Origin of the sequence: Vibrio quintilis (assembly GCF_024529975.1) — a bacterium.
In the GTDB taxonomy this organism is placed as follows: Bacteria; Pseudomonadota; Gammaproteobacteria; order Enterobacterales; family Vibrionaceae; genus Vibrio; species Vibrio quintilis.
The window spans coordinates 517,672-543,209 of sequence record NZ_AP024897.1; the positions used below are offsets into that span (position 1 = coordinate 517,672).

Consider the following 25,538-nt stretch of genomic DNA (forward strand, 5'->3'; position numbering starts at 1 on the left):
AGATACATTCTTCGTTATTGTTATCTTTTATTATTCTGTTTCGAATAGTTCCTGATGCAACTGTTGAATTACATTATTTGCCTCACCTGCATCAACAAGAAAACATAGATTATGATCACTGGCACCATAACAAATCATACGTAAATTATAGTCACCTAATGTGCTGAATACTTTTTTGGCATAGCCCTGAGTTTCCATCTGATTCCCGATTAAAGCGATTAAACTCAGATTTCGTTCGACTTCAACATGTGCCAGTTCTTCCAGTTCAGCGCGTACAGCCAGAGGTAATTCAGGAGAGCCGCCAGATGTATCTGTCTTATCAAGTGTAATGGAGACACTAATCTCTGAAGTTGTTACCAAATCAACGGAAATCTTGTGTTTTGCCAGAATTTCAAACACTTTGGCAAGAAAACCATAGGCATGAAACATCTTGGCACTCCGGATAGTGACCATGGTTTGATTCGCCCGGAGAGCCAGAGCCCTGAATAACGGAGAACTTGTGACACGCTTGCGTATCCAGGTGCCGCCGTTATCAGGTTCCCGGGATGAACCGACAAATACAGGAATTCCATGTCGCAGTGCAGGGAGCAATGTTGAAGGGTGAAGAATTTTGGCACCAAAGTTCGCCATTTCAGAAGCTTCGCTGAAGCTGATCTCCGGAATCGGCATCGCTTTGGGAGCAATACGGGGGTCGGTTGTATAAATGCCCGGAACATCCGTCCATATCTCCAGCCCGGAGGCCTGAACAGCTTCTGCGATGAGAGCAGCAGAATAATCACTTCCACCGCGTCCCAGTGTTGTTGTATTCCCTTCCTCATCTGAGCCTATAAATCCCTGAGTAATGACTATGTGTTCTTTACAGAGAGGCGTTAATTTTTCTTTTGCTAAAGTCGCTGTTGACTCAACCTGAGGTTCAGCTCTGCCATAATTATCATCGGTACGTAATATTTCCCGGATATCGAACCTGACAGCATCAAGACCTCTGTCTTTCATTAACTGAGTCAGAATATGTGTTGACATCAGTTCACCGCAGGCAACCAGGTGATCAGTCAGCTTATTGGTTGACTGAACCGAAGCTGCTTCAGAAAAGCTGTTGATTCTATCCAGAATGAACAGGAGATCTTCTTTAACCTGAGATTGCTCTTTTAACTGTTCAACAATGGAGAAATGAGTTTTGTGTAACTGATCTATTAAGGCTGATCTTCTTTCGGCATCCTGAACCCCATTGGCTAATTCAACCAGTACGTTTGTCACACCAGAACAGGCACTGCTTACGACCAGTCTGGTTTCAGGATTGTTTTCTACAATGGCTGCACAACGGCTCATTGCTTCAAAATTAGCGACACTTGTTCCACCAAACTTGGCGACGTTAAATGCACTCACGGCATGTTCTCCCACGATATCTCAAAATATAAAACTATTGCTGGTTTAACCAAGACCAGTATTCGAAGAGAGTATTTCCCAGAGCAAGTATAGAGGTGATACACGGCAGGTGACCTCAGAAGCTCTTCATCAGTGTGATACTAATGACAGTTGAAGGGATTCAGCCCATTCAACCGACAAATCAAATCCGCAATTTTGACTCATCTCGGCACTGCTCCCCCTGAATGTTTTGTATTGGAGTTGAGGCTCCACAAAACATCTGCCTGGGCAGTGCTCCTCTTCCGCTGGATAGCTTGGTTATTGAACGTGTTTGTTCGTTGGATGTCAATGAAAAATTATGTACTAATTGTGAATAATTCTCTTATTTTGGAGTTCAGTTTTCTTCTGAATGGCCTGCACCTCAAAATCCGGGAACAGATATAGCGCTTCCAGACGGGTTTGTTCCGCATGATTTATATCTCCCATCTTCTGATAAAGATTGATGAGAGAGTGGTAATACTCCGGTCTTGGCTCTCTTCTGATGAGATTAAGAAGCCAGGGCTTAAATGAGTCCAGCTGTTTTGTTTCTGTTTTTTTCAGTGCATAAGCAAGCCGGGCCTGCATGAGGCTATCTTCCCAGATAAATGGATGATTGATGATATTTAGCCAGCGTCTATCATGGGTGCTTTTATACTGGCTCAATGCATATTGAGTTGCGAGCACACCTCCCATATAACAACATGTTGTGGCTGGCAGTATATAAATAATAATATGAATAAGCCTGATAGCAATCGGTTTGAGGTCTATGTTCTTATATTTCGCAACACGCTGGTCGGTCCAGAATAATAAAATTACAAACGTTATCCAGTGTATGCTTGAGAGGGCAAACACATTGTCCAGTTGGCTATGAAGTGCAATAGGGAACAGTAAGGATAGAGTGGCAAGGCGTGTCTTTGATTTTGCGTAATAAATTCTCAGCAATATAAATAAAACGGCAAGAAGCATGGCCAGAACCGGGAGAATGCCCCCTTCGATTCCCCAATATAATATTTCATTGCTGGGATGGGTCAGAGCGGGTTGAGGTGCCGGATAACTCTGATTCAGTTGATGCTGGCGTGCACTGTACAGAACATACTCTTCTTCAAACTGTCCGTATCCATAGCCAGTAAATGGTTTTTCAATGAACATGTCAGAAGTCTGCTCCAGACTGACTTTCAAATGCTCAATACCTTTCAGGCCATCAGGATGAAAAGGTTGTGGATGAAAAAAACACAGCGTAGAAATACCTAAAATGATTCCTGTCGCAGTTGATGCAGACCATCCCCATAGTCTCTTTCTGCTGGCAAATCTGTATAAATAGGGAAAAATAATACAAATGCCTAAAATCGCAGAACTCCATCCGATGAGAGAGAGCGTCAGAATAATAAGTGGAATGCAGACTAATGGTGTCAGGTATAATAAGCTCGCGATACTGACTTGTTTTTGATATTTCTTCAGATGTCGGCAAAGCAGGTAACCGGAGGCAAGTAGCCCGGTTGACAGAAATGTTGCAAATGTATTCGCGGTAGGAAATACACCCCAGAGGTTTACTGTTGAAAGATTTTCACTCGTCAGAATTTGACAGTAAGCAATGGCTCCTTCCAGTAAGCACGCCAGAACAATAAACCATATGAGTCGGTTCTTTTGCTTGTTGGAAAAAATAAATTGCTGAATGGATAAGAAGAGTAAGAACCCGCCCCATAGTGCAAGAATACGATAAATACTGCCTTCAAATGAGGATTGACTGTAAACCACAGGAAATGTCATTAATATGCAGCAAAGGAGTAAGCCAACTGATAGTTTTGAATACCTTACTTTCTTTGTCCGGATGCTTTGCAGTAAGCCAATGGAAATACAAAAACTGACAGAAATCCAGCTCATGACATTACTGGGAAGCTCTAGTCCTGTTCCGGTGAAGTGATGCAGTGGAACATGAAAAGCAACCAGATACATAAACCCTACGGCATATATAAAAGATCGGTTCAGAGGTGGTTTTTTAGGGGACGGTGCCAGATTCGTCCCCCGGATGAGTACTATCGCCATTTTCTGCTGATTTCATTCATATATGTTCGGATTCAGAAAACCTAACATGCAAAGTTTGTATGAGTTCTTCTATCTTAACATAGGTTGTAGAAATCTTGCGGTATGAGAGCCTTCAATTTCGGAGACTTCTTCAGGTGTTCCCTGTGCAATAATTTTTCCGCCGCCCTGGCCACCTTCCGGCCCCAGATCGATGATCCAGTCGGCAGTCTTGATGACATCAAGGTTATGTTCAATCACAATCACGGTATTACCATGATTCCTTAGCCGGTGAAGAACACTCAGGAGCTGTTGTATATCATGAAAATGCAGTCCTGTTGTGGGCTCATCCAGAATGTACAATGTTTTTCCGGTATCTCGCTTGGAGAGTTCTCTGGCCAGTTTGATTCTTTGTGCTTCACCTCCGGAAAGAGTGGTTGCAGCCTGGCCCAGACGAATATAGGACAAACCAACATCTATGAGTGTTTGTAGTTTTCTGGCGATGACCGGAACAGGATCAAAAAATGTTCTCGCATCCTCGACAGTCATACTCAGAACTTCATCAATTGTTTTTCCTTTATATTTAACCTCAAGCGTTTCCCTGTTGTATCGTTTACCTTTACACACATCACAAGGGACATAAACATCAGGTAAAAAATGCATCTCAACTTTAATTACCCCGTCACCCTGACATGCTTCACACCGCCCGCCTCTCACATTAAAACTAAACCGCCCGGGTTTATATCCGCGGGAGCGGGACTCCTGAGTGCCGGCAAACAGCTCCCTGATTGGTGTAAAAATACCTGTGTATGTTGCCGGGTTTGAACGGGGAGTCCGGCCAATTGGACTCTGGTCGATATCAATGACCTTGTCAAAGTGTTCAAGTCCTTTGACTTTTTTATAGGCGGCAGGTTCAGCTGTTGTTGCCCCGTTTAAAGCTGTGTGCGCAATTTTAAACAGTGTGTCGTTGATCAGTGTTGATTTCCCTGAGCCGGAAACACCAGTGACACATGTGAATAATCCAACCGGAACTGAAAGATTTACCTGCTTCAGGTTATTTCCGCTTGCCCCTGTCAGCTCGAGAACTTTGTCTGGATTTTTAGGGGTTCTTTCTGCCGGAATTTCAATTTTTTTGCTTCCGTTCAGATAACATCCGGTTAAGGATTCGGGCTGATTGATAATGTCTTCAAAAGTTCCTTCAGCAACAACATGACCACCATGAACACCTGCGCCGGGACCAATATCTATAATATGATCGGCTGAGCGAATCGCATCTTCATCGTGTTCAACTACAATGACGGTATTCCCTAAATCTCTCAGGTGAGTCAGCGTTTTAAGGAGCCTTTCGTTATCCCGTTGGTGAAGGCCGATAGATGGCTCATCTAAAACATACATGACACCAACTAATCCGGCGCCTATCTGACTGGCAAGGCGGATTCGCTGGGCTTCTCCACCTGATAGTGTTTCTGCACTCCGTGATAAATTGAGGTAATTCAGACCAACATTGACCAGAAATTGTAAGCGGTCATTGATTTCTTTCATGACTTTTTCTGCAATTCTGGCTTTCTGGCCCTCCAGCTGGAGTGATTCGAAAAAACAGAGTGCATCAGAGATGCTGAGTTCTACAATTTCCGGTAACGTCGTTTCATTCACAAAAACATTGCGTGCTTCTTTGCGAAGACGGGTTCCATGACATGAGGCACAGGGCTTGGTAGATATAAATTTAACCAGTTCTTCCCGGACACTGTTGGATTCAGTTTCTTTATATCGTCTTTCGAGATTATTCAGAATACCTTCGAAAGGATGATGTTTGACACGGATATCCCCCCGGTCATTGACGTATTTAAACTCAATCGACTGTGTGCCGGAGCCTTTTAAAATAATATCCTGAATTTTTTTCGGTAATGTCTCAAATGGACTGTCCAGGTCAAAATCATAATGTTCAGCCAGAGAGGTCAGCATCTGAAAGTAATAGAAATTTTTCTTATCCCAACCGCGGATGGCTCCCTGAGCCAGACTGAGTGTTTTATCCTGAATCACCCGAGAAGGATCAAAGTATTGTTGAACGCCTAAGCCATCACACGTATGGCAGGCGCCAGCGGGATTATTGAATGAAAAAAGCCGGGGTTCTAACTCTTGCATACTATAACCGCAATGGGGGCAGGCAAAGTTAGAGGAAAAAACAATTTCATCACCTGAGCCATCCATCGGGCTGACGACGACAACACCGCCGGAGAGTTCCAGCGCTGTTTCAAATGATTCAGCCAGGCGTTGTTTCAGTTCATCCCGCACCTTAAATCTGTCGACGATGACTTCAATCGTATGCTTTTTATGTAATTCGAGTGTTGGCGGATCGGATAAGTCACAGGTTTCTCCATCTATACGCGCCCGGATAAATCCCTGAGCGGCAAGGTTAGCTAATGTTTTTACGTGCTCACCTTTGCGCTCTTTAATGATTGGGGCGAGCAGCATCATTTTAGACCCTTCGGGGAGCTCTAAAACTTTATCCACCATTTGGCTGATTGTTTGTGCTGCAAGGGGAACCTTATGTGTTGGACATCGTGGCTCACCGATGCGGGCATAAAGAAGACGAAGATAATCATAAACTTCGGTGATTGTGCCGACTGTCGAACGGGGATTATGAGACGTCGATTTTTGTTCTATAGAAATTGCGGGGGACAGCCCTTCAATATGTTCAACATCAGGCTTCTCCATCAGAGAAAGAAACTGTCTTGCATAAGCAGAAAGGGACTCAACATAGCGTCTTTGTCCTTCAGCATACAGTGTATCGAATGCAAGGGATGATTTACCTGAACCTGAAAGTCCAGTGATGACAATGAGTTTATCCCGGGGGATTGTCAGGTTGATATTTTTGAGGTTATGAGTGCGGGCACCTCTGACTTCTATACTGTCCATCTTCATCGCTCTGTGTCACATAGAATGGCTTAGTATTACACAGAGTCGTAAATCTGCAAGTCATTTTACTGTATAAAATAACAGTAGATAAAATGACAGTATAAGTAAGAAAGGCAATCTTAGAATAGATTGCCTTCGGAATTATTACTCTTCTTTAGTTGTAGCGTGTTGGTCCAGCGCTACTTTTTTCTGGTTTTGCTTATATAAATTTTCGTAACAATAGTTTGTGGCCTCTATATAGCCTTCAACGCTTCCACAATCAAATCGTTTACCTTTAAATTTATAAGCCAGTACACAGCCCGATTTTGCTTGTTTGAGTAAAGCATCTGTAATCTGAATTTCCCCACCTTTTCCGGGCTCAGTTTGTTCTATCAAATCAAAGATATCCGGCGTCAGAATATAACGTCCGATAATGGCCAGATTGCTGGGGGCTGTTCCTGGTTCAGGTTTTTCAACCATATCGTCAACACGAAAGATATCGTCTTTGATCATTTCACCAGAGATAACACCATATTTATGGGTTTCATCTTCCGGAACTTCCTGTACTGCTACGATAGAACAGCGAAATTGTTTGAACAGTGACACCATTTGCGCCAGAACGCCGTCAGATTCATTGACACACAAGTCATCCGCTAAAACAACGGCAAAAGGTTCATCTCCGACCAGCTCTCTTCCCGTCAGGATTGCGTGGCCTAAGCCTTTCATTTCTCTTTGACGAATATAGGTAAAATGAGTTGTTTCAATGATCTGACGAATATCAATGAGTAAATCTTCTTTGTTTGTACCTTTAATCTGATGCTCTAATTCATAATTCGTATCAAAATGATCCATGATAGAATGCTTGCCCCGTCCGGTGACGATACACATGCCATTCATTCCAGCCTGTATTGCCTCATCTACACCATACTCGATTAATGGCTTGTTAACGACTGGCATCATTTCTTTAGGCATGGACTTTGTTGCCGGAAGAAAGCGGGTTCCATAACCGGCCGCAGGGAAAAGACACTTTCTGATCATATTGCAAACGCCTTATTTATCTCTGAATTTTTATCTGTTTATCACTAGGTTATTTAGGGTGTTACTCTATCACTTTTCGCGGGAGACACCATCATAGATACACTGATCTCCGAAAAATAATGTGACTTAGTTTAGGTCAATAAATTTTGTCTGGCCCATGAGATAGCCTGAGCTCTGTTTTTTACCGCTATTTTTTTAAAAATCTGGTACAAATGTGACTTAACTGTATATTCGCTGATAAATAAATTATCTGCAATTTCTGTATTACATGCGCCGGATTGCAAGCAACGCAAAATTTCAATTTCTCTTGCTGTCAGAGCGATGATTGCCGAGATATTGTGACTTTGCAGGGCATATCGGTAATAGTGAAGTAATTGACTGGAGATATGGCGGGGAAGCCAGTTTCTTCCATCAATAATTTCTTTCAGTCCCATGATGATTTTCTGGATCGGATCTTTTTGATAAAACAGCCCTTTCAGATTGCCCAAGGCTAATAATGCTTCAGTATTTAAGCGTTTATCTACATCAATCACGACGGTTTCATAATATTGTTGTTCAGAATACCAGTCATTGAAATAGGGGAGCAAAGGTGTCCGGTGGTCATAAGTAAAAATTAGAATTTTATGGCGATCGCGGCTGCCATTGACAGAAAGTGCATCTGGCGTGACTTTGGGCAATGTATACCCCAGCAGCTTCTCGATTTCTTCGTATATATCCGGAAGGACTTCCCCTTCTGGATACAGGATATAAAGCGTCCGTGCATAATTGTTTTTCTTCATGTTTTTCTCCGTAAGTTTATTGAGAGCAAAACATGCCTGAAATTAAAAAAATATTCTAATTCAAATGGTTATCGTTCGTATGCCTTCATGCTTATAAGGAAAACAGGTGTGGGTTTCTGCTAAAATATAAGAATCAGGTCGAAAAATTAAACGTGAACAAGCGCTTTTGAAGATAATTTGCAGAGGTTGGTTGAGACCTTTATCAGGCATGGTATCCTATAGCGTTTATTAGACACTCATGAGTAAAGACGGAGCAAAATATGGCCAGCCGTGGAGTAAACAAAGTAATCTTAGTTGGGAACCTTGGCGGGGATCCCGAAGTTCGTTATATGCCGAGTGGCGGTGCTGTTGCAAACATTACGATTGCAACGTCTGAGTCATGGCGTGATAAAACAACTGGCGAGCAAAGAGAGAAAACAGAGTGGCACCGTGTTGCTTTGTTTGGAAAACTGGCCGAAGTTGCCGGAGAGTACCTGCGTAAAGGTTCTCAGGTTTATATTGAAGGGCAACTGCAGACGCGTAAGTGGCAGGACCAAAGCGGGCAGGATCGTTATACCACAGAAGTTGTGGTGCAGGGATTCAATGGTGTCATGCAAATGTTAGGCGGACGCGCTCAGGGCGCAGGCCAGCCAGGACAATCAGCACCACAACAGCAAGGTGGATGGGGACAACCTCAGCAACCAGCTATGCAGCCTCAGCAAAAACCGGCTCCACAGCAACAACCTCAACAGCCGCAATATAATGAGCCTCCAATGGATTTTGATGATGATATTCCGTTCTAGGCTGGTTGTGTAAGACAACTTCAATATAGTTTATCGAAAGGCTCCGTATATCGGAGCTTTTTGTATTCTTAACGATGTTATACCCAAACAGTCTGCATCTTCAGGTTGTTTGGGTATATTCCCTTCAGCCCGGCGGATTACTCCCGGAAAAATCTATCGCGATAATCTTCCTCAATGTATTGCCTGGTGATGTCATTTGCGATCGTGAAGTGTGAATCAATGATTTGATGAATGTTTATTATTTACGGAACAATCATCTGAAATATAATCTGTCGAGTATAGACACTTTTGACGAATATTTTTTTTATGACAGTCATCCTATATGCCACACATAACAGCCATGTTTCATAAAAGTCATTTTAAATCATGTGGTTAATTTGCTTTATTTCCGATTTTCCTAGTTGGCACATCTTGTGCCTAGCATAAGGCTCCATTCAGAATAAAAAAGTGAATCAGTAAAATATTACTGGTAATTACACAGAAGGAAGCAGCATGAATCGATTTATCTTTGCTGACGCCAATAAGTGTATTGGTTGTCGAACTTGTGAGCTTGCATGCGCGATTTCTCATCAAAATGAAGATATTGGAACACTGGCAGATCCCAAAAATTTCACACCACGCTTGAATTTGGTGAAAAACGCTCAGGTGACCGTTCCGGTTATGTGCCGTCAATGTGATGACGCCCCTTGTGCCCAGGTTTGTCCGAATAATGCAATTGTACACGAAGATGGTTATATCAAAGTGATTCAGTCGCGTTGCATTGGCTGCAAAACATGTGCAATCGCATGTCCTTACGGAGCCATGAATATTGTGACAACCATGGTTGAAAATCATTCTGGTTATTCCGGTCTTTTCCAAAGAAAAACCCCACAGTCACAAGCTGTTAAGTGTGACTTATGTTCCCACAGTGAAGATGGACCGGCCTGCGTTCAGGTGTGTCCTACTCAAGCCATTAAATTAATGGTTCCGGAAGATGTTGAGTTGACTACTCAGCAGAAGCGGGAAGCTGCTGCAAGTAGTGCTTCTGTCATTTCGGTGTGATTGGATAATATTCGGAGAAGGCTAGAATGAAAAAATCTATCGTCGTTTGTCCCTACTGTGGTACGGGCTGTAAACTGAACCTGCTGGTTAAAGATAATAAAATTGTTGGGGCTGAGCCTGCGAATGGTCGTACCAACGAAGGTCAGTTATGTTTAAAAGGTTATTATGGCTGGGACTTTTTAAATGATACTAAATTACTGACACCACGTTTAAAACAGCCCATGATTCGCCGTTCAAGAGATAGTAAGCTTGAAGCGGTAACATGGGATGAAGCTATTGACTTTGCAGCAGAAAAACTTCAGGCAATCAAAGATAAACATGGCCCTGACGCTATCATGACAACCGGTTCTGCCCGTGGTCCGGGTAATGAATCTAACTATGTTATGCAGAAATTTGCCCGTGCAGTGATTGGAACGAATAACGTTGACCACTGTGCAAGGGTATGTCATGCGCCTTCGGTTTCCGGTCTGGAATCAACCGTTGGTAATGGTGCAATGAGTAACTCCATCCCGGAGATTGAAGAAACAAAATGCCTGTTAATCTTTGGGTATAATGTTGCTGACTCTCACCCGGTTATTGCGAAAAGAATTTTCAAAGCTCAGGAAAATGGCGCCAAAATCATTGTGTGCGATCCGCGTAAGATTGAATCTGTACGGATTGCCGATCAATGGCTTCAATTGAAAAATGGTGCCAATATGGCATTGGTAAATGCGATTGCTTATACATTGATCGATGAAGATCTGTATAACAAAGCCTATGTTCAGAATTTTACTGAAGGATTTGAAGAGTTCCGTAAAATTGTGATGAATTATGCTCCGGAAGAAGTTGAACATATCACTGGTCTGAAAGGAAGTGATGTTCGACAGGCGGCAAGAACATATGCAGCAGCTTCTGAAGCGATGATTTTATGGGGTATGGGTGTCACTCAGTTTGGTCAGGCTGTAGATGTGGTACGAGGCTTGGCTGCATTGGCATTGATGACCGGAAACTTTGGTCGTCGTGGTGTTGGTGTTGGTCCTGTGCGCGGACAAAACAACGTTCAGGGAACATGTGACTTAGGTATGCTGCCTCATCAGTATCCAGGCTATCAATCTGTAAAAGATGATGCGATCCGTGAAAAATTTGAGAATGCCTGGGGTGTTAAATTATCACCGGAACCGGGCTATCGTCTGACAGAAGTCGGTCATAAAGTTGACGAAGGCGTATGTAAGGCATTTTATATCTTTGGTGAAGATCCGGCGCAAACTGAAGCTGATTTGAGTGCAATGCGGGAAACGATGAAGAAAATGGAATTGGTCATCGTTCAGGATATCTTCATGACGAAGACTGCGGAAATGGCCGACATCGTGTTCCCATCAACCAGTTGGGGAGAACACGAGGGTGTTTACACTTGTGCTGATCGTGGCTTCCAGCGTTTTTATAAAGCAGTGACACCACCTGAAGGTGTGAAACCAGACTGGGAAATCTTTGGTTTGCTATCAACCCGGATGGGATATCCGATGCAATATAAAAATGCAGAAGAAATCTGGGATGAAATGCGTTCTCTGGCTCCTCTGTTTGCTGGTGCTTCTTACGAGAAAATGGAAGGGGAAAAATCAGTTCTGTGGCCTTGCCCGACAGAAGATCATCCTGGTACACCATTCCTGTTTGAAGGGAATAAATTTGCGACTGAATCAGGTAAAGCTCTGTTCATCGGTGCTGAATGGCGTCCGCCTCTGGAAAAAATCGATGCAGATTATCCTTTAATTTTGTCGACAGTTCGTGAGATCGGACATTATTCATGTCGCTCAATGACAGGTAACTGTACCGCACTTGCTACATTGGCCGACGAACCTGGATTTATTCAGATGAACCCTGAAGATGCGAAAGCGTTAGGAGTTGTTGATCAACAATTAGTCTGGGTTTCATCTCGTCGCGGAAAAGTTATTACCCGGGCTAACTTCTCTGAGCGTGTTAATAAAGGCGCGGTCTACATGACTTATCAATGGTGGGTTGGCGCATGTAATGAATTAACTATCGAGCATGTTGATCCGATTTCAAGTACACCTGAATTCAAGTTCTGTGCAGTCAAAGTCGAAGCAATAGAAGATCAGTCTTGGGCTGAGAACTATGTACAAGTTGAATATAGTAATATGAAAGCTCGTCTTAATTCTCACGTGGAATATGCCTGATTAGATCAATGCAGGCTCTTTACATCTGTGTAAGTATAGAGGGTAAAGAGCCTTTTATTGATTGTATTAGTGTTTATGAACAGAATAGCTCAGGAGTTAATGATATTTTCAAAAGCAATGCTATCAGTTCATGATACATCGGACTTATTGAAATTTATCAACGATGAAGAATGCTCATTTCTGCAAGTAGAAAGAATTAATATTATTTTGAACCGCAATCATACCAATGAAGCGGTTCTTTATTATATAAGTAATGGTGAAGTATGCTCGGAAGTATTTAATCGTCAGGAAACCGATTTATATAATCAGACTTATGATGATGGTATTTATGAGTTGGATGGAAATCGTTTCTATTATTACTATCCTCAATTTTCAGAACATCCCGCGTATAAAAATATCAGCCATTATCGCCGTATGCCGTTAAATACGGTGACTCATCAATTGGGTGAAATTGAATTTATTAATCCTGAAATTGATGACATGGAAGATGAGGAAAAACATTTCCGGCTGATAAATAGTATGTTGATTTCTTTTGTGGCTCATGTCATCGAGCATGAACTGGCGACGAGTAAAGCTCAGCAACTCAGTCATGAACGGGATAACTATCATATTCTGGTGGATGTGACGAATGCTGTCATTAGCCAAAGCAGCAAAGAAACGCTGCTTAACTCATTGCTTCGGTGTCTGAATCAACACTTTTCTATGTGTGACTTATCTTTGATCGAAAAGTATCAGGGCCATTATATTCAGCATTCGAGTCGTCTTGATAAAGATGAGCTTGTTTATCAATGTCATTTTTTTAGTGATGATTCAGTATTTGAACCAGCGGTTACAAGTGATGAGCCGGTTTGTCTCAGCGGCCAGAAGCTGAGGCAGGTATTCTATCGGAAGAATACGATTGAACTGAATGAAAGTGTTGATCAGGTCATCATTATCCCCATGGTTTTTCGTACCTGTAAAGTCGGTTATATCACGTATGTCATGCAGAAATGTGTTGAAGCACAGTGGTGTAAAATCGAACTTTTACAACAAGTTGCAGCAAGAGTTGCAATGGCGATGCACAGTCTTAGTGTTCATGAAGCGCATACGAAAGTCATTCCTAAAAATGAATATATTTCGATAGAAGCCCATGATGAAAGACACCAAATTTTCGATGACATCATCAGCCAAAGTGAAGCGATGAATCGCGTGCTTGACCAGGTTGCGATGGTTGCGGATTGCGACAGTACGGTTTTGATTTTAGGTGAAACAGGGACCGGGAAAGAGCTGATTGCAAGAGCTATTCATAAAATGAGCCGTCGCAGTAAAAAACGTATGGTGAAAATGAATTGTGCCGCGGTGCCTGAAGGTTTATTCGAAAGTGAATTATTTGGCCATGAAAGAGGTGCGTTTACCGGCGCGATTCATCAAAGAGTCGGACGCTTTGAGCAAGCTAATCAGGGAACATTATTTTTAGATGAAATCGGCGATATGCCATTAGAGCTTCAACCCAAGCTATTGCGGGTATTGCAGGAAAGTGAGATAGAACGGGTTGGGAAAAACCAGCTGATTCCTGTGGATGTCCGGATTGTTGTTGCCACAAATGCCGATTTGGTTTCAATGGTTCAGAAGAAAACATTCAGGAATGATTTATATTACCGGCTTAATATTTTCCCGATTGAAATTCCTCCTTTAAGGGAGCGCCCTGAAGATATTCCATTACTGGTGAAATACTTCAGCCGGGTGATTTCGAAGCAGATGGGTAAGAAAATTACAGCGATTACCAATGAAACAATGCGGGCGCTTGCTGATTTTTCATGGCCGGGAAACGTCAGGCAGCTAAGAAATTTTATAGAGCGTTCGGTGATCTTAACCCGTGGTGATGTCTTAAATGCGCCGTTAGAAGAACTGGTCAAATTAGGTTTACATATTTCTCCTCCTGAGAGTGATTCGCCTTTACTTCGCAACAGCAATGCCCGTGAGTTTCCTGTGGTTGTTGATCGTGAGGCTATTATACAGGCCCTGCGGGAAAGTAATGGTATTGTCGCAGGTGTCCGCGGAGCAGCGGTAAAGCTGGGATTGAAACGGACGACACTTCTATCCCGTATGCAGAAAATGGGAATCAGTAGTAAAGATTATTTACCCGAGATGTAACTTCATCTTGATGGAGAAAAGTTATGTATAGAGCTGATGGGAATTTAAATATTGATTCAGCCAGCAGAAAGACGATTATTCGTTATAAGCAGGGCGCATTTCAGGAAAGCACTGAAGACATGGTTGTGCAGGAGGTGCCTGTTGCTTTGGAGTATAACGGAATTGCTTATACCGTCATGATGTGCACACCTGTGGATTTGGAGTTTTTTGCGGTTGGTTTTTCTGTCACAGAAGGGATTATTGATCATGACAGAGATATTCATAATATAGAAATACAGAAAGATGCGGAGGGGATGACACTATCCGTTGAAATAGCGAATCGCTGCATGAGCCGGTTAAAAGAAAAGCGTCGTTCTTTAATGGGAGTAACCGGATGTGGTATTTGTGGAGCCGAACAGTTAAATGGTGTTCGCCGTTGCATCGCTCCGGTATCTGATGCTTCCCGCTTTAATATAGAGAAGCTGGATTCTGCGTTGTTACAACTGAATCAAAAGCAGACTCTGAATCAGTTGACCGGTGCGAGTCATGCAGCCGCTTATCTTGATCCTGATGGAAATATTCAGGCTGTTTTTGAAGATGTTGGCCGGCATATTGCGCTGGATAAATTAATTGGGTGGATAATCAGACATCATTGTGAGCATGGGGCTGTTTTAGTAACAAGCCGTGCCAGCTTTGAAATGGTTCAGAAAGTAGCTGTATGCGGTCTTGAAATATTGCTGGCGGTATCTGCTGCGACACATATGGCGGTTGAACTTGCAGAACGGATGAATATTACATTATGTGGCTATTGCCGCCCGGGAAAAGCGAATATATATACACATGAAAGACGAATTGTCGATAATTGATATTTAGTATGAAGTGACATTCTGATTTTATTTCAAGATTTGCCTGTAAATTATTGCAATTAACAGGTGTGCCTCATATTTTTATTTGTGTATTTATATTGAATGCTTTATTTGTTGGCCTCGTTATATATTCATGTTTTATGGTTGATGGGTTTTTAAATGGTCTGGCTACATTATGATGAAATGGATCGTCAGACTTGATGTTTTTAACTTGATGAATATAGAAGACTTTGATGATGAAAAATAAATTTTTAATCCTTACCTTATTAACATTGATTTCCCCATTCGCCATGGCTCATACCGGACATGTCGGTCATTTTGGTTTTGAGAGTGGTTTTATGCATCCATTAACCGGGGTTGATCACCTTTCTGTCATGATTGCTGTGGGTATTTTAGCTGCACTGTTCGGTGGTGCTTTCCGGTGGATTATGCCGGTTTCATTTGTGCTGTGTATGATTGTTGGTGGTATTTTAGGTATAGCCGGAATGGTGATTCCTTATGTTGAAGCCGGAATTATTCTCAGTGTTGTTGCTATGGGTATTATGTTGTTTCGAGGAAATATCATTTCTCACAAGATTGTCATTGGGTTTGTCAGTCTGTTTGCAGTTTTCCACGGGATGGCTCACGGTGCTGAGATGCCACTTGACAGTCATGCATTATATTATTTCAGCGGATTTGTTTTATCGACATCAATGCTGCACTTATCAGGCATTTTGTCAGGTGAAACGTTTTTACGCTTTTCAGTGCATGGCAGGTTTACAAAAGCATTAGGCGCAGTTATTGCGCTATTCGGCTGTTCAATGCTCTTTTCTTAACAACTGGATAAACCATAATGGATGAACGCCGCCTTTTTCTTATTTCCGGTATTGTTCAGGGGGTTGGTTTCCGCCCTTTTATCTATCAGCTTGCAGTGAAGTATGATTTATCCGGGTGGGTTAGTAATGATTCTGGTGGTGTTCAGATTGATGTGCAGGGAGCGCCGGATAACATCGAATTATTTTCGAAGCAGATTGTCTGTAATCCTCCGGCTTTAGCGCGGATTGATTCGTTAAATAGTTCGTCGCTGCCGCCTGTTGAGCAAGATGGCTTTCATATCCATCATAGTCAAAGAGAGAAGGATATCTCAGTTTTTATCACGCCTGATCAGTCTGTGTGTCAGGCATGTCTCGACGACCTTCGTAATCCTCAGTCCCGTTATTATCAGTATCCTTTTACAAATTGTACGAATTGCGGCCCCAGATATTCGATCATCGAGCAATTACCTTATGATCGGTGTAATACCTCCATGAAGCAGTTTGATATGTGTCCGGAATGCAGGCAGGTATATCAAAATCCTCTGGACAGGCGTTATCATGCGCAGCCGGTCAGTTGTTCCCGGTGCGGTCCGGTTGTTAGTCTGCTTGATAAATCAAAGAAAGATATCTTATCCGGACAAGATGCCATTGCTCATGCAGCACAATTATTATCCCGGGGAAAAATACTGGCAATTAAAGGTATTGGTGGTTTTCACCTTGTATGTGACGCCTTGTGCCAGAGCGCAGTGTTACAGTTACGAAAGCTTAAACAGCGCCGGTTAAAACCATTTGCCGTCATGGCAGAAAATACGCTGGCAGCAGAAGCCTATGTAACCGGGGAATCTGCCGAATGGGCAGCTTTGTCATCTTCAGCTGCACCGATTGTACTGATGAAACGAAAAGCGAACCGTCATCTTGTTCCCGAAGTGGCGCCGGTCGGCCCGTACCTCGGGGTGATGCTCCCTTATACTCCGCTTCATGTGCTCCTTTTTGATGCATTGAAATCAATAGGCGAGACTCACCTTTTGGTGATGACAAGTGCCAATCGTAGTGGGTTACCTTTAGCGGTCTGTCGTGATGAGATATACCAGCAATTTGGCCAGTCACTTGACGCGATCCTTGACCATAATCGTCCGATTGTTCATCCCTGTGATGACAGTCTGGTTCATTTCGCTGGTGGAAAAGTCCGGGTACTTCGTATGGCCAGAGGTTATGCGCCCTTCAGTATCAAGACAAATTATAGCGGGCAGACACTTTTAGGCATGGGAGCTCAACAGAAAGCAACGATTGCTCTGGCTACACCGGGGCAGTGGTTCTTATCTCCTCACATTGGTGACACAGATAACCTGGATACACAAATTCGTTATCAGCAGGCAACAGATGATTTTCTGTCTTTGTACCAATGTCAGCCATCTCTGTATGTCCATGACAAGCATCCGGGATACTTCACATCTCAACTTATTCAGAAAGAAGTGAGTTCACACGCAGCAGTTCAGCATCACTATGCACATGTACTGTCAGTAATGGCTGAGCATCACCTGAATCAGACGGTGATTGGTTTTGCTTTCGATGGCACTGGCTGGGGGAATGATGAAACGGTCTGGGGAGGTGAAGTCATTCTTGCTGATACAAAGGGTTTTAAGCGATGTGGGCACTTACGTCCGTTTCGTCTTATTGGTGGAGAAAAAGCGATTCGGGAGCCAGCAAGACTGTTGTTTGCAATGTTACTTGAGTGTTATTCCCCCGAAGAGATTAAGGCGATGAGCCTCCCTGCTTTTGAGTCGTGGTCAGAGGTTTACTTTCAGAATTTATACCAGCTTTGGGCCTCAGGACGTCATTCTCCTTATTGCACTTCTGTTGGCCGGTTATTTGATGTGTGGGCTGGTTTACTCTTACTGACGGAGCAGGTGAATTTTGAAGGTGAAAGCGGATTAAGGATAGAAGAATCAGCAACCCGGGCACTTGAAGAACAGATGTTTTTAGCACTTGATTTTCCGTGGACAGATGCACAGGTTTTAGATTGGCAACCTGCACTGGTGGCATGTATTGAGCAGAGGTGCTGGGAGAAAAACGCCGGGGTGAATGGCGCATGTCTGGCACTGATTCGCGGCATTGTGTCTGCAATCCTTCAAATGGCAGATAGATACGCATCTTACCCGATTGTGCTTTGTGGCGGAGTGTTTCAGAACCGGTTGCTAATGGATTTATTGTGGCAGCAATGGCAATCAGGAGAGCAGCTCCTTTACAGTGGTGAAACGATTCCCGTAAATGATGGCGGAATTGCTGCGGGACAGGTTTGGTATGGGATGCATCTTCATACCTGAGTCATCAGTGATCCATATCATCAGGTAACTGGTTGTATTGCGCTATGTTACGCTGCAATGTCGGCGTGGTTTACTTATTACAGATCATGATCTGAGAGAGAAAATTATGTGTTTATGTATTCCTTCCTGTGTTGTTGAGGTCAGGTCAGGCACACAAACGGCTTTAGTTGAAACGATGGGCGTTGTGAAAGAGGTAAGTACTCACCTTATTGCTGAGTCTATTTCTGTAGGAGAGCATTTATTAATTCATGTAGGGTTTGCCATCAGCAAGATCGATCAGGAAGAAGCTCAGAAAAGCCTTGAGACTTATCAACAATTAATGGATGAAATCGATCCGGAACAGGCATGGATTGGTTAATGAGTTATGTCGAGTCAATCTAAATTACGATATCAGGATTTTCGCGCCCCCCGGGCTGTTAAGACACTGGCTGAAGAAATCAGGCGGCAGGCAGAAAAGCTGCCGCATCCGCTTTATATGATGGAAGTTTGTGGCGGACATACCCACACCATCATGAAGTATGGGCTGAAATCTTTGTTGCCTGAGCATTTGAACTTTATTCATGGTCCGGGTTGTCCGGTGTGTATTATGCCGAAAGAACGCATTGATCATGCAACGACACTGGCAATGGAACAAGATGTCATTGTGGTGACATTGGGCGATATGATTCGGGTACCGGGATCTCGGGAATCTTTAGGTCAATGCAGAGCCCGTGGCGGATCAGTTGAACCGGTTTATGACCCGATGGATGCATTGGCGATCGCAAAGGCAAATCCGGATAAACAGGTGGTTTATTTTGCCATTGGATTTGAAACGACAACACCGATGACGGCTGTGCTGGTTCAACTGGCTGAACAACAGCAAATTGATAATTTATATTTCCATATTAATCATGTACTTGTTCCACCAGCAATGCATGCTGTGATGAGTACGGAGCTGTCGTTGGTTAACGCGTTTATTGGTCCTTCTCATGTGAGTGTGATTACCGGCTCGTCAATTTACCAGCCTGTTGTTGATCAATATCAGACACCGGTTGTTGTGTCCGGTTTTGAGCCTGCAGATGTGCTGGAATCCGTTTTAATGCTGGTTAAGCAGGTGACTGAAAAGCGTGCTGAATTAGAAAATCAATATACCCGGGCTGTAACACCTCAGGGAAATCTGGCAGCGAAGTGTTTAATTGATGATGTGTTTGATGTTCGTGAATCCTTCAACTGGCGGGGGTTGGGCGCGATTCCTGAGTCTGCACTCCGGCTGAAATCCAGGCTGGCTGGCAGAGATGCTGAAGTTGTTTTTGGCCCGGTACTGCCAACAAAAGAAATTCCGGATCATAAGATTTGTCGCTGTGGCGATATTTTGCGGGGAATAGCAACACCGACGGATTGTAAAGTGTTTGGCAGGGCGTGCCGGCCTGATCGGCCAATGGGAAGCTGTATGGTCAGCTCCGAAGGCGCATGTAATGCCTACTACAGATACGGCGGTTTAGAGGACATCAGTATTCATGAATAATCAGAATTTTATTCAGCTTAGCCATGGCGGCGGCGGGCTGGAAACAAACCAGCTGATTCAACAATTGTTCTTCAGATATTTTGGCAATGATATCTTAAACAGAAATGAAGATGCTGCGACCTTATCCTTTTCTGGTCAGGTTGCCATGACGACGGACAGTTTTACTGTCTCTCCTTTATTTTTCACCGGCGGAAATATAGGCACACTGGCAATTGCAGGCACTTGCAATGATTTAGCAATGGTCGGTGCGAAGCCGCAATATCTTAGCTGCAGCTTTATGATCGAAGAAGGGCTGCCATACAGCGAGCTGGAAAATGTGGTGTCAGCGATGTCAGAGACGATGAAGCAAACAGAGTCTTTGATTGTTTGTGGCGACACAAAAGTTGTACCCAAAGGCGCGGTGGACAAATTATTCATTAATACAACCGGCGTGGGTGAAATTCAGCAGGCAAATATTTCAGCACATCAGATCCAATCCGGCGATGTCATCCTGGTTTCCCGGGATATCGGACGTCATGGTGCCTGTATTCTGGCTGCCCGGGAATCATTGCGTTTAGAACAGCCGATAGCAAGTGATTGTGCAGTGCTGTGGCCCGTAGTGGAAGCATTACTGGAACAGAAAGTCGAGTTGCATGCGATGCGTGATGCGACCCGCGGGGGACTGGCAGCGGTCTTAAATGAATGGTGTCAGAGCTCCGGTGTTCAGATGGAATTGCAGGAATCTTCAATTCCGGTGGATGACAGTGTGCGTGGATTATGTGAACTGTTTGGTTTTGAGCCTTATGATCTGGCCAATGAGGGCAGCTTTGTTTTAGCTGTGCCTGAGTCGCACGCAGAGAAAACACTTAAGGTATTACATCAGTTTCATCCGGAAGCTGCATTGATCGGTCAGGTTTCATCCGGAACAACACACAGGCCCATACTCCATTCACCATGGGGAAGCCGGCGCTATCTGGATTTTCCCGCTGGTGAATTATTGCCGCGGATCTGCTGAGGAGTCAGAACCATGCATGAATTGTCTATCAGCCTGAAAACGATTGATATTGTCGTGGAACAGGCGAAAAAACACCATTTCACTAAAGTGACTGCAATGACTCTGGGGATCGGCGCCTTATCGTGTATTGAGCCGGAAGCACTGAAAGTTGGTATTGAATTTGCCAGCAGAGAAACAATTGCGGAAGGTGCCAGAGTGCATCTTGATATGATTCCGGCAACTGCCTGGTGCAATCAGTGCCAGCGAAAAACAGAAATTCATTCCTATGTTGCAACCTGCTCGTTCTGCAATAGTGAACAGTTAAGGATTGAAACCGGAGAAGAGTTAAAAATTAAGAGTATAGAGGCAGAATAAAATGTGTAGTGTATGCGGCTGCGGTGATAGCCATATTGAAGAACATGATCACCACCATGATCATGATCATCACCACCATCATGCTCCTCATGAGCCTGCTCATCGTCACGATCATGCTCAACCACAACCGGCAAGTGTTCATCATCATTATTATCATCACGGTGACGTCCATCACCATGTGCATTATCATGGTGCCGGGCCTGAAAGTGCAGCTTCATCAGCAGGTCATCATCACCATCACGAGCCTGAAAAAACACCACATGGTGACCTTCATTATGGTCATGGTGAGGCGCAGACTCATGTTTCCGGTGTTTCACAGCGGCAACTGCTGACGCTGGAACAGGATATTCTGGGGCATAACAATCATATTGCTGAACATAACCGGGCACATTTTACTGAACAGCATCAACTTGTCTTAAATTTGATGTCGAGTCCGGGATCAGGAAAAACGACCTTATTGGTTGAGACACTGAAGCGACTAAAGTCTTATTGTCACTGCGCGGTTATTGAAGGCGATCAGCAAACCAGTCAGGATGCAGATCGTATCCGGGCAACCAATATTCCTGCCATTCAGGTGAATACCGGAAAAGGTTGCCATCTTGATGCGGATATGATTCATAATGCGTATCATCAGATGGAGATGAAAGAGTCCGGAATCCTGTTTATTGAAAATGTCGGAAACCTTGTTTGTCCGGCAAGTTTTGATTTGGGAGAGCACTTCAAAGTCACGATTTTATCTGTGACTGAAGGTGCTGACAAACCATTGAAATACCCCAATATGTTTGCGGCTTCCCAGCTTATGATTATTAATAAAATTGATTTGTTACCTTATGTGAACTTTGATTTGAATGCCTGTATTGAACATGCAAGACGAATTAACCCGAACATTCAGATTATGAGGTTGTCAGCCACAACCGGTGAAGGGATGGATGAATGGTTACAATGGCTGAGTGATCGGCAGGAAATTCTTCATTCATAAACGTATCCCGAAAATTTTCTGATTCCTTTGGGGCGTCCTGACGGAGTTGGTTTATAATCAGAATGATTATGTGATCCATGTGATTTTAATAGCTGCTGTTCCGGCAGCTATTTTTATATCATGGTACGATACTTTTCAGATTGAAAGGGTTGTCACCGAAAGGAATCGGATGAATATAAAGGGAATTTGCTATTCATGAGATACACACCAACAATCAAACTGAGTACCCGTTTGGTTGCTTTTGTCACAATGATTGTTACCTGTGCGATATTTATCTTGTTTGTTGGCGGGAGTTTATCCTTCCAGCAGCTGGGACGACAGTATCTGAACCATTACCTGAATGGTATCGTTGAAGTCGTTGATCAGGAGCTTGAGACCGCAGATTCAACTGATGCAATGAAGCAATGGCTTCCCAAGCTATTACAGGCGAGCAATATCATCGAGATGACACTGAGTTCAAAAGCCGGAAGACTCTATCATTTCAAAAGTACAAAGCAGCGCTTTATCGGAGAAGAACGTTTTTACGAGATAGATCTTCCGCTAAAACGTAATCAGGGTTATACCCTGCATTTCAAAGTGCTCCCGCCATATGTCGGTTTTACTTATTCATTCAGCGCTATGTGGTCGACAACCCTTGCTGTTGGCTTAATTATTTTTTGTCTGATGCGCGGCGTAAAGTGGCTTCAGTCTCAGTTGCTTGGTTCTGAATTACTTGAAGAGCGTGGCAGAATGATCTTAGCCGGTCAGGTTGAGCGTTATGCAAAAGGTGATGAAAGGGAGTGGCCATACACGGTGAGTGAAGCCCTGGACCGGTTAATTGATGAATTGAGAGATGCACGTCAGGAAAGAAGTCGCTTTGATACATTTATCCGCACGCAAACCTTTTTAGATCAACTGACCGGAACTGCAAACCGGGTGCTGTTTGATAACAAACTTGAGTCTTCACTGCTGGAAGGCGGGGCAACCGGTGGATTATTAATGCTCTGTATTGAAGATCTTGATGAAGTATCTGAAGAGAGTGGTAAAACCGAGGTAGATGCTTTGATTGTGAATGTTGGAGAATGCATTTCTAACATTATTCAGCGTTATCCTGACGTCATCTTATCCCGCTATTATGACTTTGTTTTTGTCGTCCTCATTCCGCATCAGAGCTCTAAAGAAGTCTCATCCGTTGCGATTCAGTGCCTGAAAGCGATAAATAAAATTCTTCCTCCGGCTCCGTTGGACAGGAAAAACTGGTGCCATATCGGGGTGAGTATGTATACCGAAGGTGACCGCAGAGGGCGGATTCTTGATGAAGCAGAAATTGCGGTTAAGTCTGCACGTTTAGAAGAAGTCAACGCCTGGAGTAGTTTCCACAAAATCAAGTCAAATGATAATGAACTCAGTAATGTGCGCTGGCGAACTTTATTTGAGCAGTATCTGAACCCGGATAAAATACACCTTTTTGCACAGGACTGTTATCTGATTGGGGAAGATTCAGGAATCTCGGAGTCTGTTCATAAAGAAATTTTTGTCCGGATTCCTGAAAATGGCCGCTACATTAAGTTTTCCCGGTTTAGTTCAGCCATTGTCAATATTGGTTTTGAAGCCGTATTAGACCGGCTGGTTTGTCAGTGTATGGTCCGTTATCTGGCGAAACAAAAAGATAACGCACAAGTATATTCAATTAATTTGTACGTCATTCCCTTCTCGGATCGTCGTTATTTCAAATGGTTTCGCTATTTACTGCTAGGCTTAACACAAAAACAGAGAGCATGTTTATGTTTTGAGTTCAATGAAAGCCAGCTGGTCAGGCATTTAGATTATATGCGTCCGGTGGTCAGGATGATTTCAGGTTTTGGTTGTAAAGTGGTTGTCAGTGAAGCCGGGAGAATGATAGTAAGTACTCATTATATTAAAGATTTAAAAGTTGATTATCTGAAGCTACACCGGAGTCTGGTGAAGAAAGTAGAACACCGGCACGAAAATCAGCTGTTTGTCAGAAGTATGCTCGGTGTTTGTCGCGGGAGTGAAACAAAAGTTATTGCTGTTGGGGTAGAATCAGAAGATGAATGGCTGACTTTAAAATCTTTAGGTGTCCATGGTGGACAAGGGCGTTTATTTGCGCCTGAAAAGCAATTAATCCCTGCACCTAAGCCTGCCATTATGGTGAAACCCGGTAAAAGAAAGCGCTGGAAAACCAAACCGGTTGCTCATCACAAGTGAGCAAATAGTATTCAACTCATTCTCCCGTGATGATAAAAAGGTGTCAAACTTGGGCGATGAGTAAGAAATATGTTAGAAATTACATGTTTCTGTCCATCTTTACGCTCCAATACCTTGCTGATATTGCATGGCATTGGTACATTTAGTGGAATTTCTATCTTCAATTTTCTTGCAGGACGAACGAAGAATATGTTTAAGAAACTTCGTGGTATGTTTTCAAACGACCTATCCATTGATTTAGGTACAGCTAACACGCTTATTTATGTAAAGGGACAGGGTATTGTTCTTGATGAACCATCTGTTGTTGCGATTCGCCAGGATAAAGGCCGGGGTGGTCGCAGTGTTGCTGCCGTCGGTCATGCAGCGAAGCAGATGCTTGGACGTACTCCGGGCAATATTTCAGCGATTCGCCCGATGAAAGATGGGGTTATTGCTGATTTTTATGTGACAGAAAAAATGTTGCAGACATTTATCAAGCAGGTCCATGACAACAGTTTTCTTAAACCCAGTCCCCGGGTTTTAATTTGTGTCCCTTGTGGTTCAACTCAGGTGGAACGCCGTGCAATTAAAGAGTCGGCTGAAGGTGCAGGAGCACGGGAAGTTTATCTGATTGATGAACCCATGGCTGCTGCAATTGGTGCTGGTTTACGGGTTTCAGAGCCAACAGGTTCTATGGTTGTTGATATCGGTGGTGGTACAACGGAAGTTGCCGTCATTTCCCTGAATGGTGTGGTTTACTCATCTTCCGTACGTATTGGTGGTGACCGCTTTGATGAAGCGATTATTAATTATGTCCGCAGAAATTACGGTAGTTTAATTGGTGAAGCAACGGCTGAAAAAATTAAACATGAAATCGGGACTGCCTACCCGGGAGACGATGTTCGTGAGATTGAAGTTCGCGGACGTAATTTAGCTGAAGGTGTTCCCCGCAGCTTTACCCTGAATTCTAATGAAATTCTGGAAGCACTGCAGGAGCCGCTAACCGGAATTGTTTCTGCAGTGATGATTGCACTTGAGCAATGTCCTCCTGAACTGGCATCCGATATTTCAGAGAATGGCATGGTCCTGACGGGTGGTGGTGCACTACTGAAAGATCTGGACCGTTTGTTGACCGAAGAAACCGGTATTCCGGTTGTTGTCGCTGATGATCCTCTGACGTGTGTTGCCCGGGGCGGCGGAAAAGCACTGGAAATGATTGATATGCATGGCGGTGATTTATTCAGTGAAGAGTAGTGTCGATTCTGCAGAGATGAAGATTCAACACAAATCAGGATGTG

19 protein-coding genes and 1 riboswitch are annotated in these 25,538 nt (G+C 43.5%); of the genes, 14 read left to right on the plus strand and 5 right to left on the minus strand.

Going from position 1 to position 25,538, the window contains the following annotated elements:
* Positions 1 to 30: 30 nt before the first annotated feature.
* The 5 genes from lysC to OC443_RS02540 all read right to left on the minus strand — a co-directional run bounded on the left by lysC (position 31) and on the right by OC443_RS02540 (position 8,132).
* Entirely contained in the window at positions 31 to 1,383 is a 1,353-nt protein-coding gene (lysC, locus tag OC443_RS02520) for a lysine-sensitive aspartokinase 3 (protein WP_073580967.1), read from the minus strand.
* A gap of 111 nt (positions 1,384 to 1,494) precedes the next feature.
* Positions 1,495 to 1,672, minus strand: a riboswitch (Lysine riboswitch).
* 53 nt (positions 1,673 to 1,725) lie between these two features.
* Positions 1,726 to 3,444 carry a PglL family O-oligosaccharyltransferase gene (locus OC443_RS02525; protein ID WP_073580755.1) on the minus strand — a complete coding sequence of 573 codons (1,719 nt, stop codon included), beginning with the start codon at positions 3,442 to 3,444 and terminating at the stop codon, positions 1,726 to 1,728.
* 69 nt (positions 3,445 to 3,513) lie between these two features.
* Positions 3,514 to 6,336, minus strand: coding sequence for an excinuclease ABC subunit UvrA (gene uvrA, locus OC443_RS02530; RefSeq protein ID WP_073580757.1), 2,823 nt, complete (start codon positions 6,334 to 6,336; stop codon positions 3,514 to 3,516).
* A gap of 144 nt (positions 6,337 to 6,480) precedes the next feature.
* Positions 6,481 to 7,353 (minus strand): UTP--glucose-1-phosphate uridylyltransferase GalU, encoded by an 873-nt coding sequence (galU, locus tag OC443_RS02535; RefSeq protein WP_073580759.1) that lies wholly within the window; start codon positions 7,351 to 7,353, stop codon positions 6,481 to 6,483.
* Between the two features lie 131 nt (positions 7,354 to 7,484).
* Positions 7,485 to 8,132, minus strand: coding sequence for a LuxR C-terminal-related transcriptional regulator (locus OC443_RS02540; RefSeq protein WP_073580761.1), 648 nt, complete (start codon positions 8,130 to 8,132; stop codon positions 7,485 to 7,487).
* A gap of 260 nt (positions 8,133 to 8,392) precedes the next feature.
* On the opposite strand from OC443_RS02540, the gene OC443_RS02545 reads away from it, so the two are divergent.
* The 14 genes from OC443_RS02545 to OC443_RS02610 all read left to right on the plus strand — a co-directional run bounded on the left by OC443_RS02545 (position 8,393) and on the right by OC443_RS02610 (position 25,494).
* Positions 8,393 to 8,914 carry a single-stranded DNA-binding protein gene (locus OC443_RS02545; RefSeq protein WP_073580763.1) on the plus strand — a complete coding sequence of 174 codons (522 nt, stop codon included), beginning with the start codon at positions 8,393 to 8,395 and terminating at the stop codon, positions 8,912 to 8,914.
* Between the two features lie 492 nt (positions 8,915 to 9,406).
* On the plus strand, positions 9,407 to 9,955 hold the full coding sequence (locus OC443_RS02550; protein ID WP_073580765.1) for a 4Fe-4S dicluster domain-containing protein: 549 nt from the start codon (positions 9,407 to 9,409) through the stop codon (positions 9,953 to 9,955).
* Between the two features lie 26 nt (positions 9,956 to 9,981).
* Positions 9,982 to 12,126 (plus strand): formate dehydrogenase subunit alpha, encoded by a 2,145-nt coding sequence (gene fdhF / locus OC443_RS02555; protein WP_073580767.1) that lies wholly within the window; start codon positions 9,982 to 9,984, stop codon positions 12,124 to 12,126.
* A gap of 99 nt (positions 12,127 to 12,225) precedes the next feature.
* A complete protein-coding gene (locus OC443_RS02560; protein WP_234976342.1) occupies positions 12,226 to 14,259 on the plus strand; it encodes a sigma 54-interacting transcriptional regulator in 2,034 nt (677 codons plus the stop codon).
* 23 nt (positions 14,260 to 14,282) lie between these two features.
* Positions 14,283 to 15,104, plus strand: a complete 822-nt coding sequence (gene fdhD, locus OC443_RS02565) for a formate dehydrogenase accessory sulfurtransferase FdhD (protein WP_073580771.1) — start codon at positions 14,283 to 14,285, stop codon at positions 15,102 to 15,104.
* Between the two features lie 233 nt (positions 15,105 to 15,337).
* On the plus strand, positions 15,338 to 15,919 hold the full coding sequence (locus tag OC443_RS02570; protein ID WP_234976343.1) for a HupE/UreJ family protein: 582 nt from the start codon (positions 15,338 to 15,340) through the stop codon (positions 15,917 to 15,919).
* 17 nt (positions 15,920 to 15,936) lie between these two features.
* Positions 15,937 to 18,222 carry a carbamoyltransferase HypF gene (hypF, locus tag OC443_RS02575; protein ID WP_073580773.1) on the plus strand — a complete coding sequence of 762 codons (2,286 nt, stop codon included), beginning with the start codon at positions 15,937 to 15,939 and terminating at the stop codon, positions 18,220 to 18,222.
* 37 nt (positions 18,223 to 18,259) lie between these two features.
* Complete coding sequence (locus OC443_RS02580) at positions 18,260 to 18,580, plus strand: HypC/HybG/HupF family hydrogenase formation chaperone (RefSeq protein ID WP_262021633.1); 321 nt, start codon at positions 18,260 to 18,262, stop codon at positions 18,578 to 18,580.
* Between the two features lie 6 nt (positions 18,581 to 18,586).
* Positions 18,587 to 19,726 carry a hydrogenase formation protein HypD gene (hypD, locus tag OC443_RS02585; protein ID WP_073580775.1) on the plus strand — a complete coding sequence of 380 codons (1,140 nt, stop codon included), beginning with the start codon at positions 18,587 to 18,589 and terminating at the stop codon, positions 19,724 to 19,726.
* Positions 19,719 to 20,720: a hydrogenase expression/formation protein HypE gene (gene hypE, locus OC443_RS02590; protein ID WP_073580777.1), complete on the plus strand. Its 1,002-nt coding sequence runs from the start codon at positions 19,719 to 19,721 to the stop codon at positions 20,718 to 20,720. The genes hypD and hypE overlap by 8 nt, the downstream gene beginning before the upstream one ends.
* Before the next feature lie 12 nt (positions 20,721 to 20,732).
* Positions 20,733 to 21,074, plus strand: coding sequence for a hydrogenase maturation nickel metallochaperone HypA (gene hypA, locus OC443_RS02595; protein ID WP_073580779.1), 342 nt, complete (start codon positions 20,733 to 20,735; stop codon positions 21,072 to 21,074).
* Position 21,075: 1 nt separating this feature from the next.
* Positions 21,076 to 22,053 (plus strand): hydrogenase nickel incorporation protein HypB, encoded by a 978-nt coding sequence (gene hypB, locus OC443_RS02600; RefSeq protein ID WP_073580781.1) that lies wholly within the window; start codon positions 21,076 to 21,078, stop codon positions 22,051 to 22,053.
* 195 nt (positions 22,054 to 22,248) lie between these two features.
* The gene (gene csrD / locus OC443_RS02605) at positions 22,249 to 24,261 is read left to right on the plus strand and encodes an RNase E specificity factor CsrD (protein WP_073580783.1); all 2,013 of its coding nucleotides are present in this window, start codon (positions 22,249 to 22,251) and stop codon (positions 24,259 to 24,261) included.
* Between the two features lie 189 nt (positions 24,262 to 24,450).
* Complete coding sequence (locus tag OC443_RS02610) at positions 24,451 to 25,494, plus strand: rod shape-determining protein (RefSeq protein WP_038185732.1); 1,044 nt, start codon at positions 24,451 to 24,453, stop codon at positions 25,492 to 25,494.
* Positions 25,495 to 25,538: the final 44 nt, after the last annotated feature.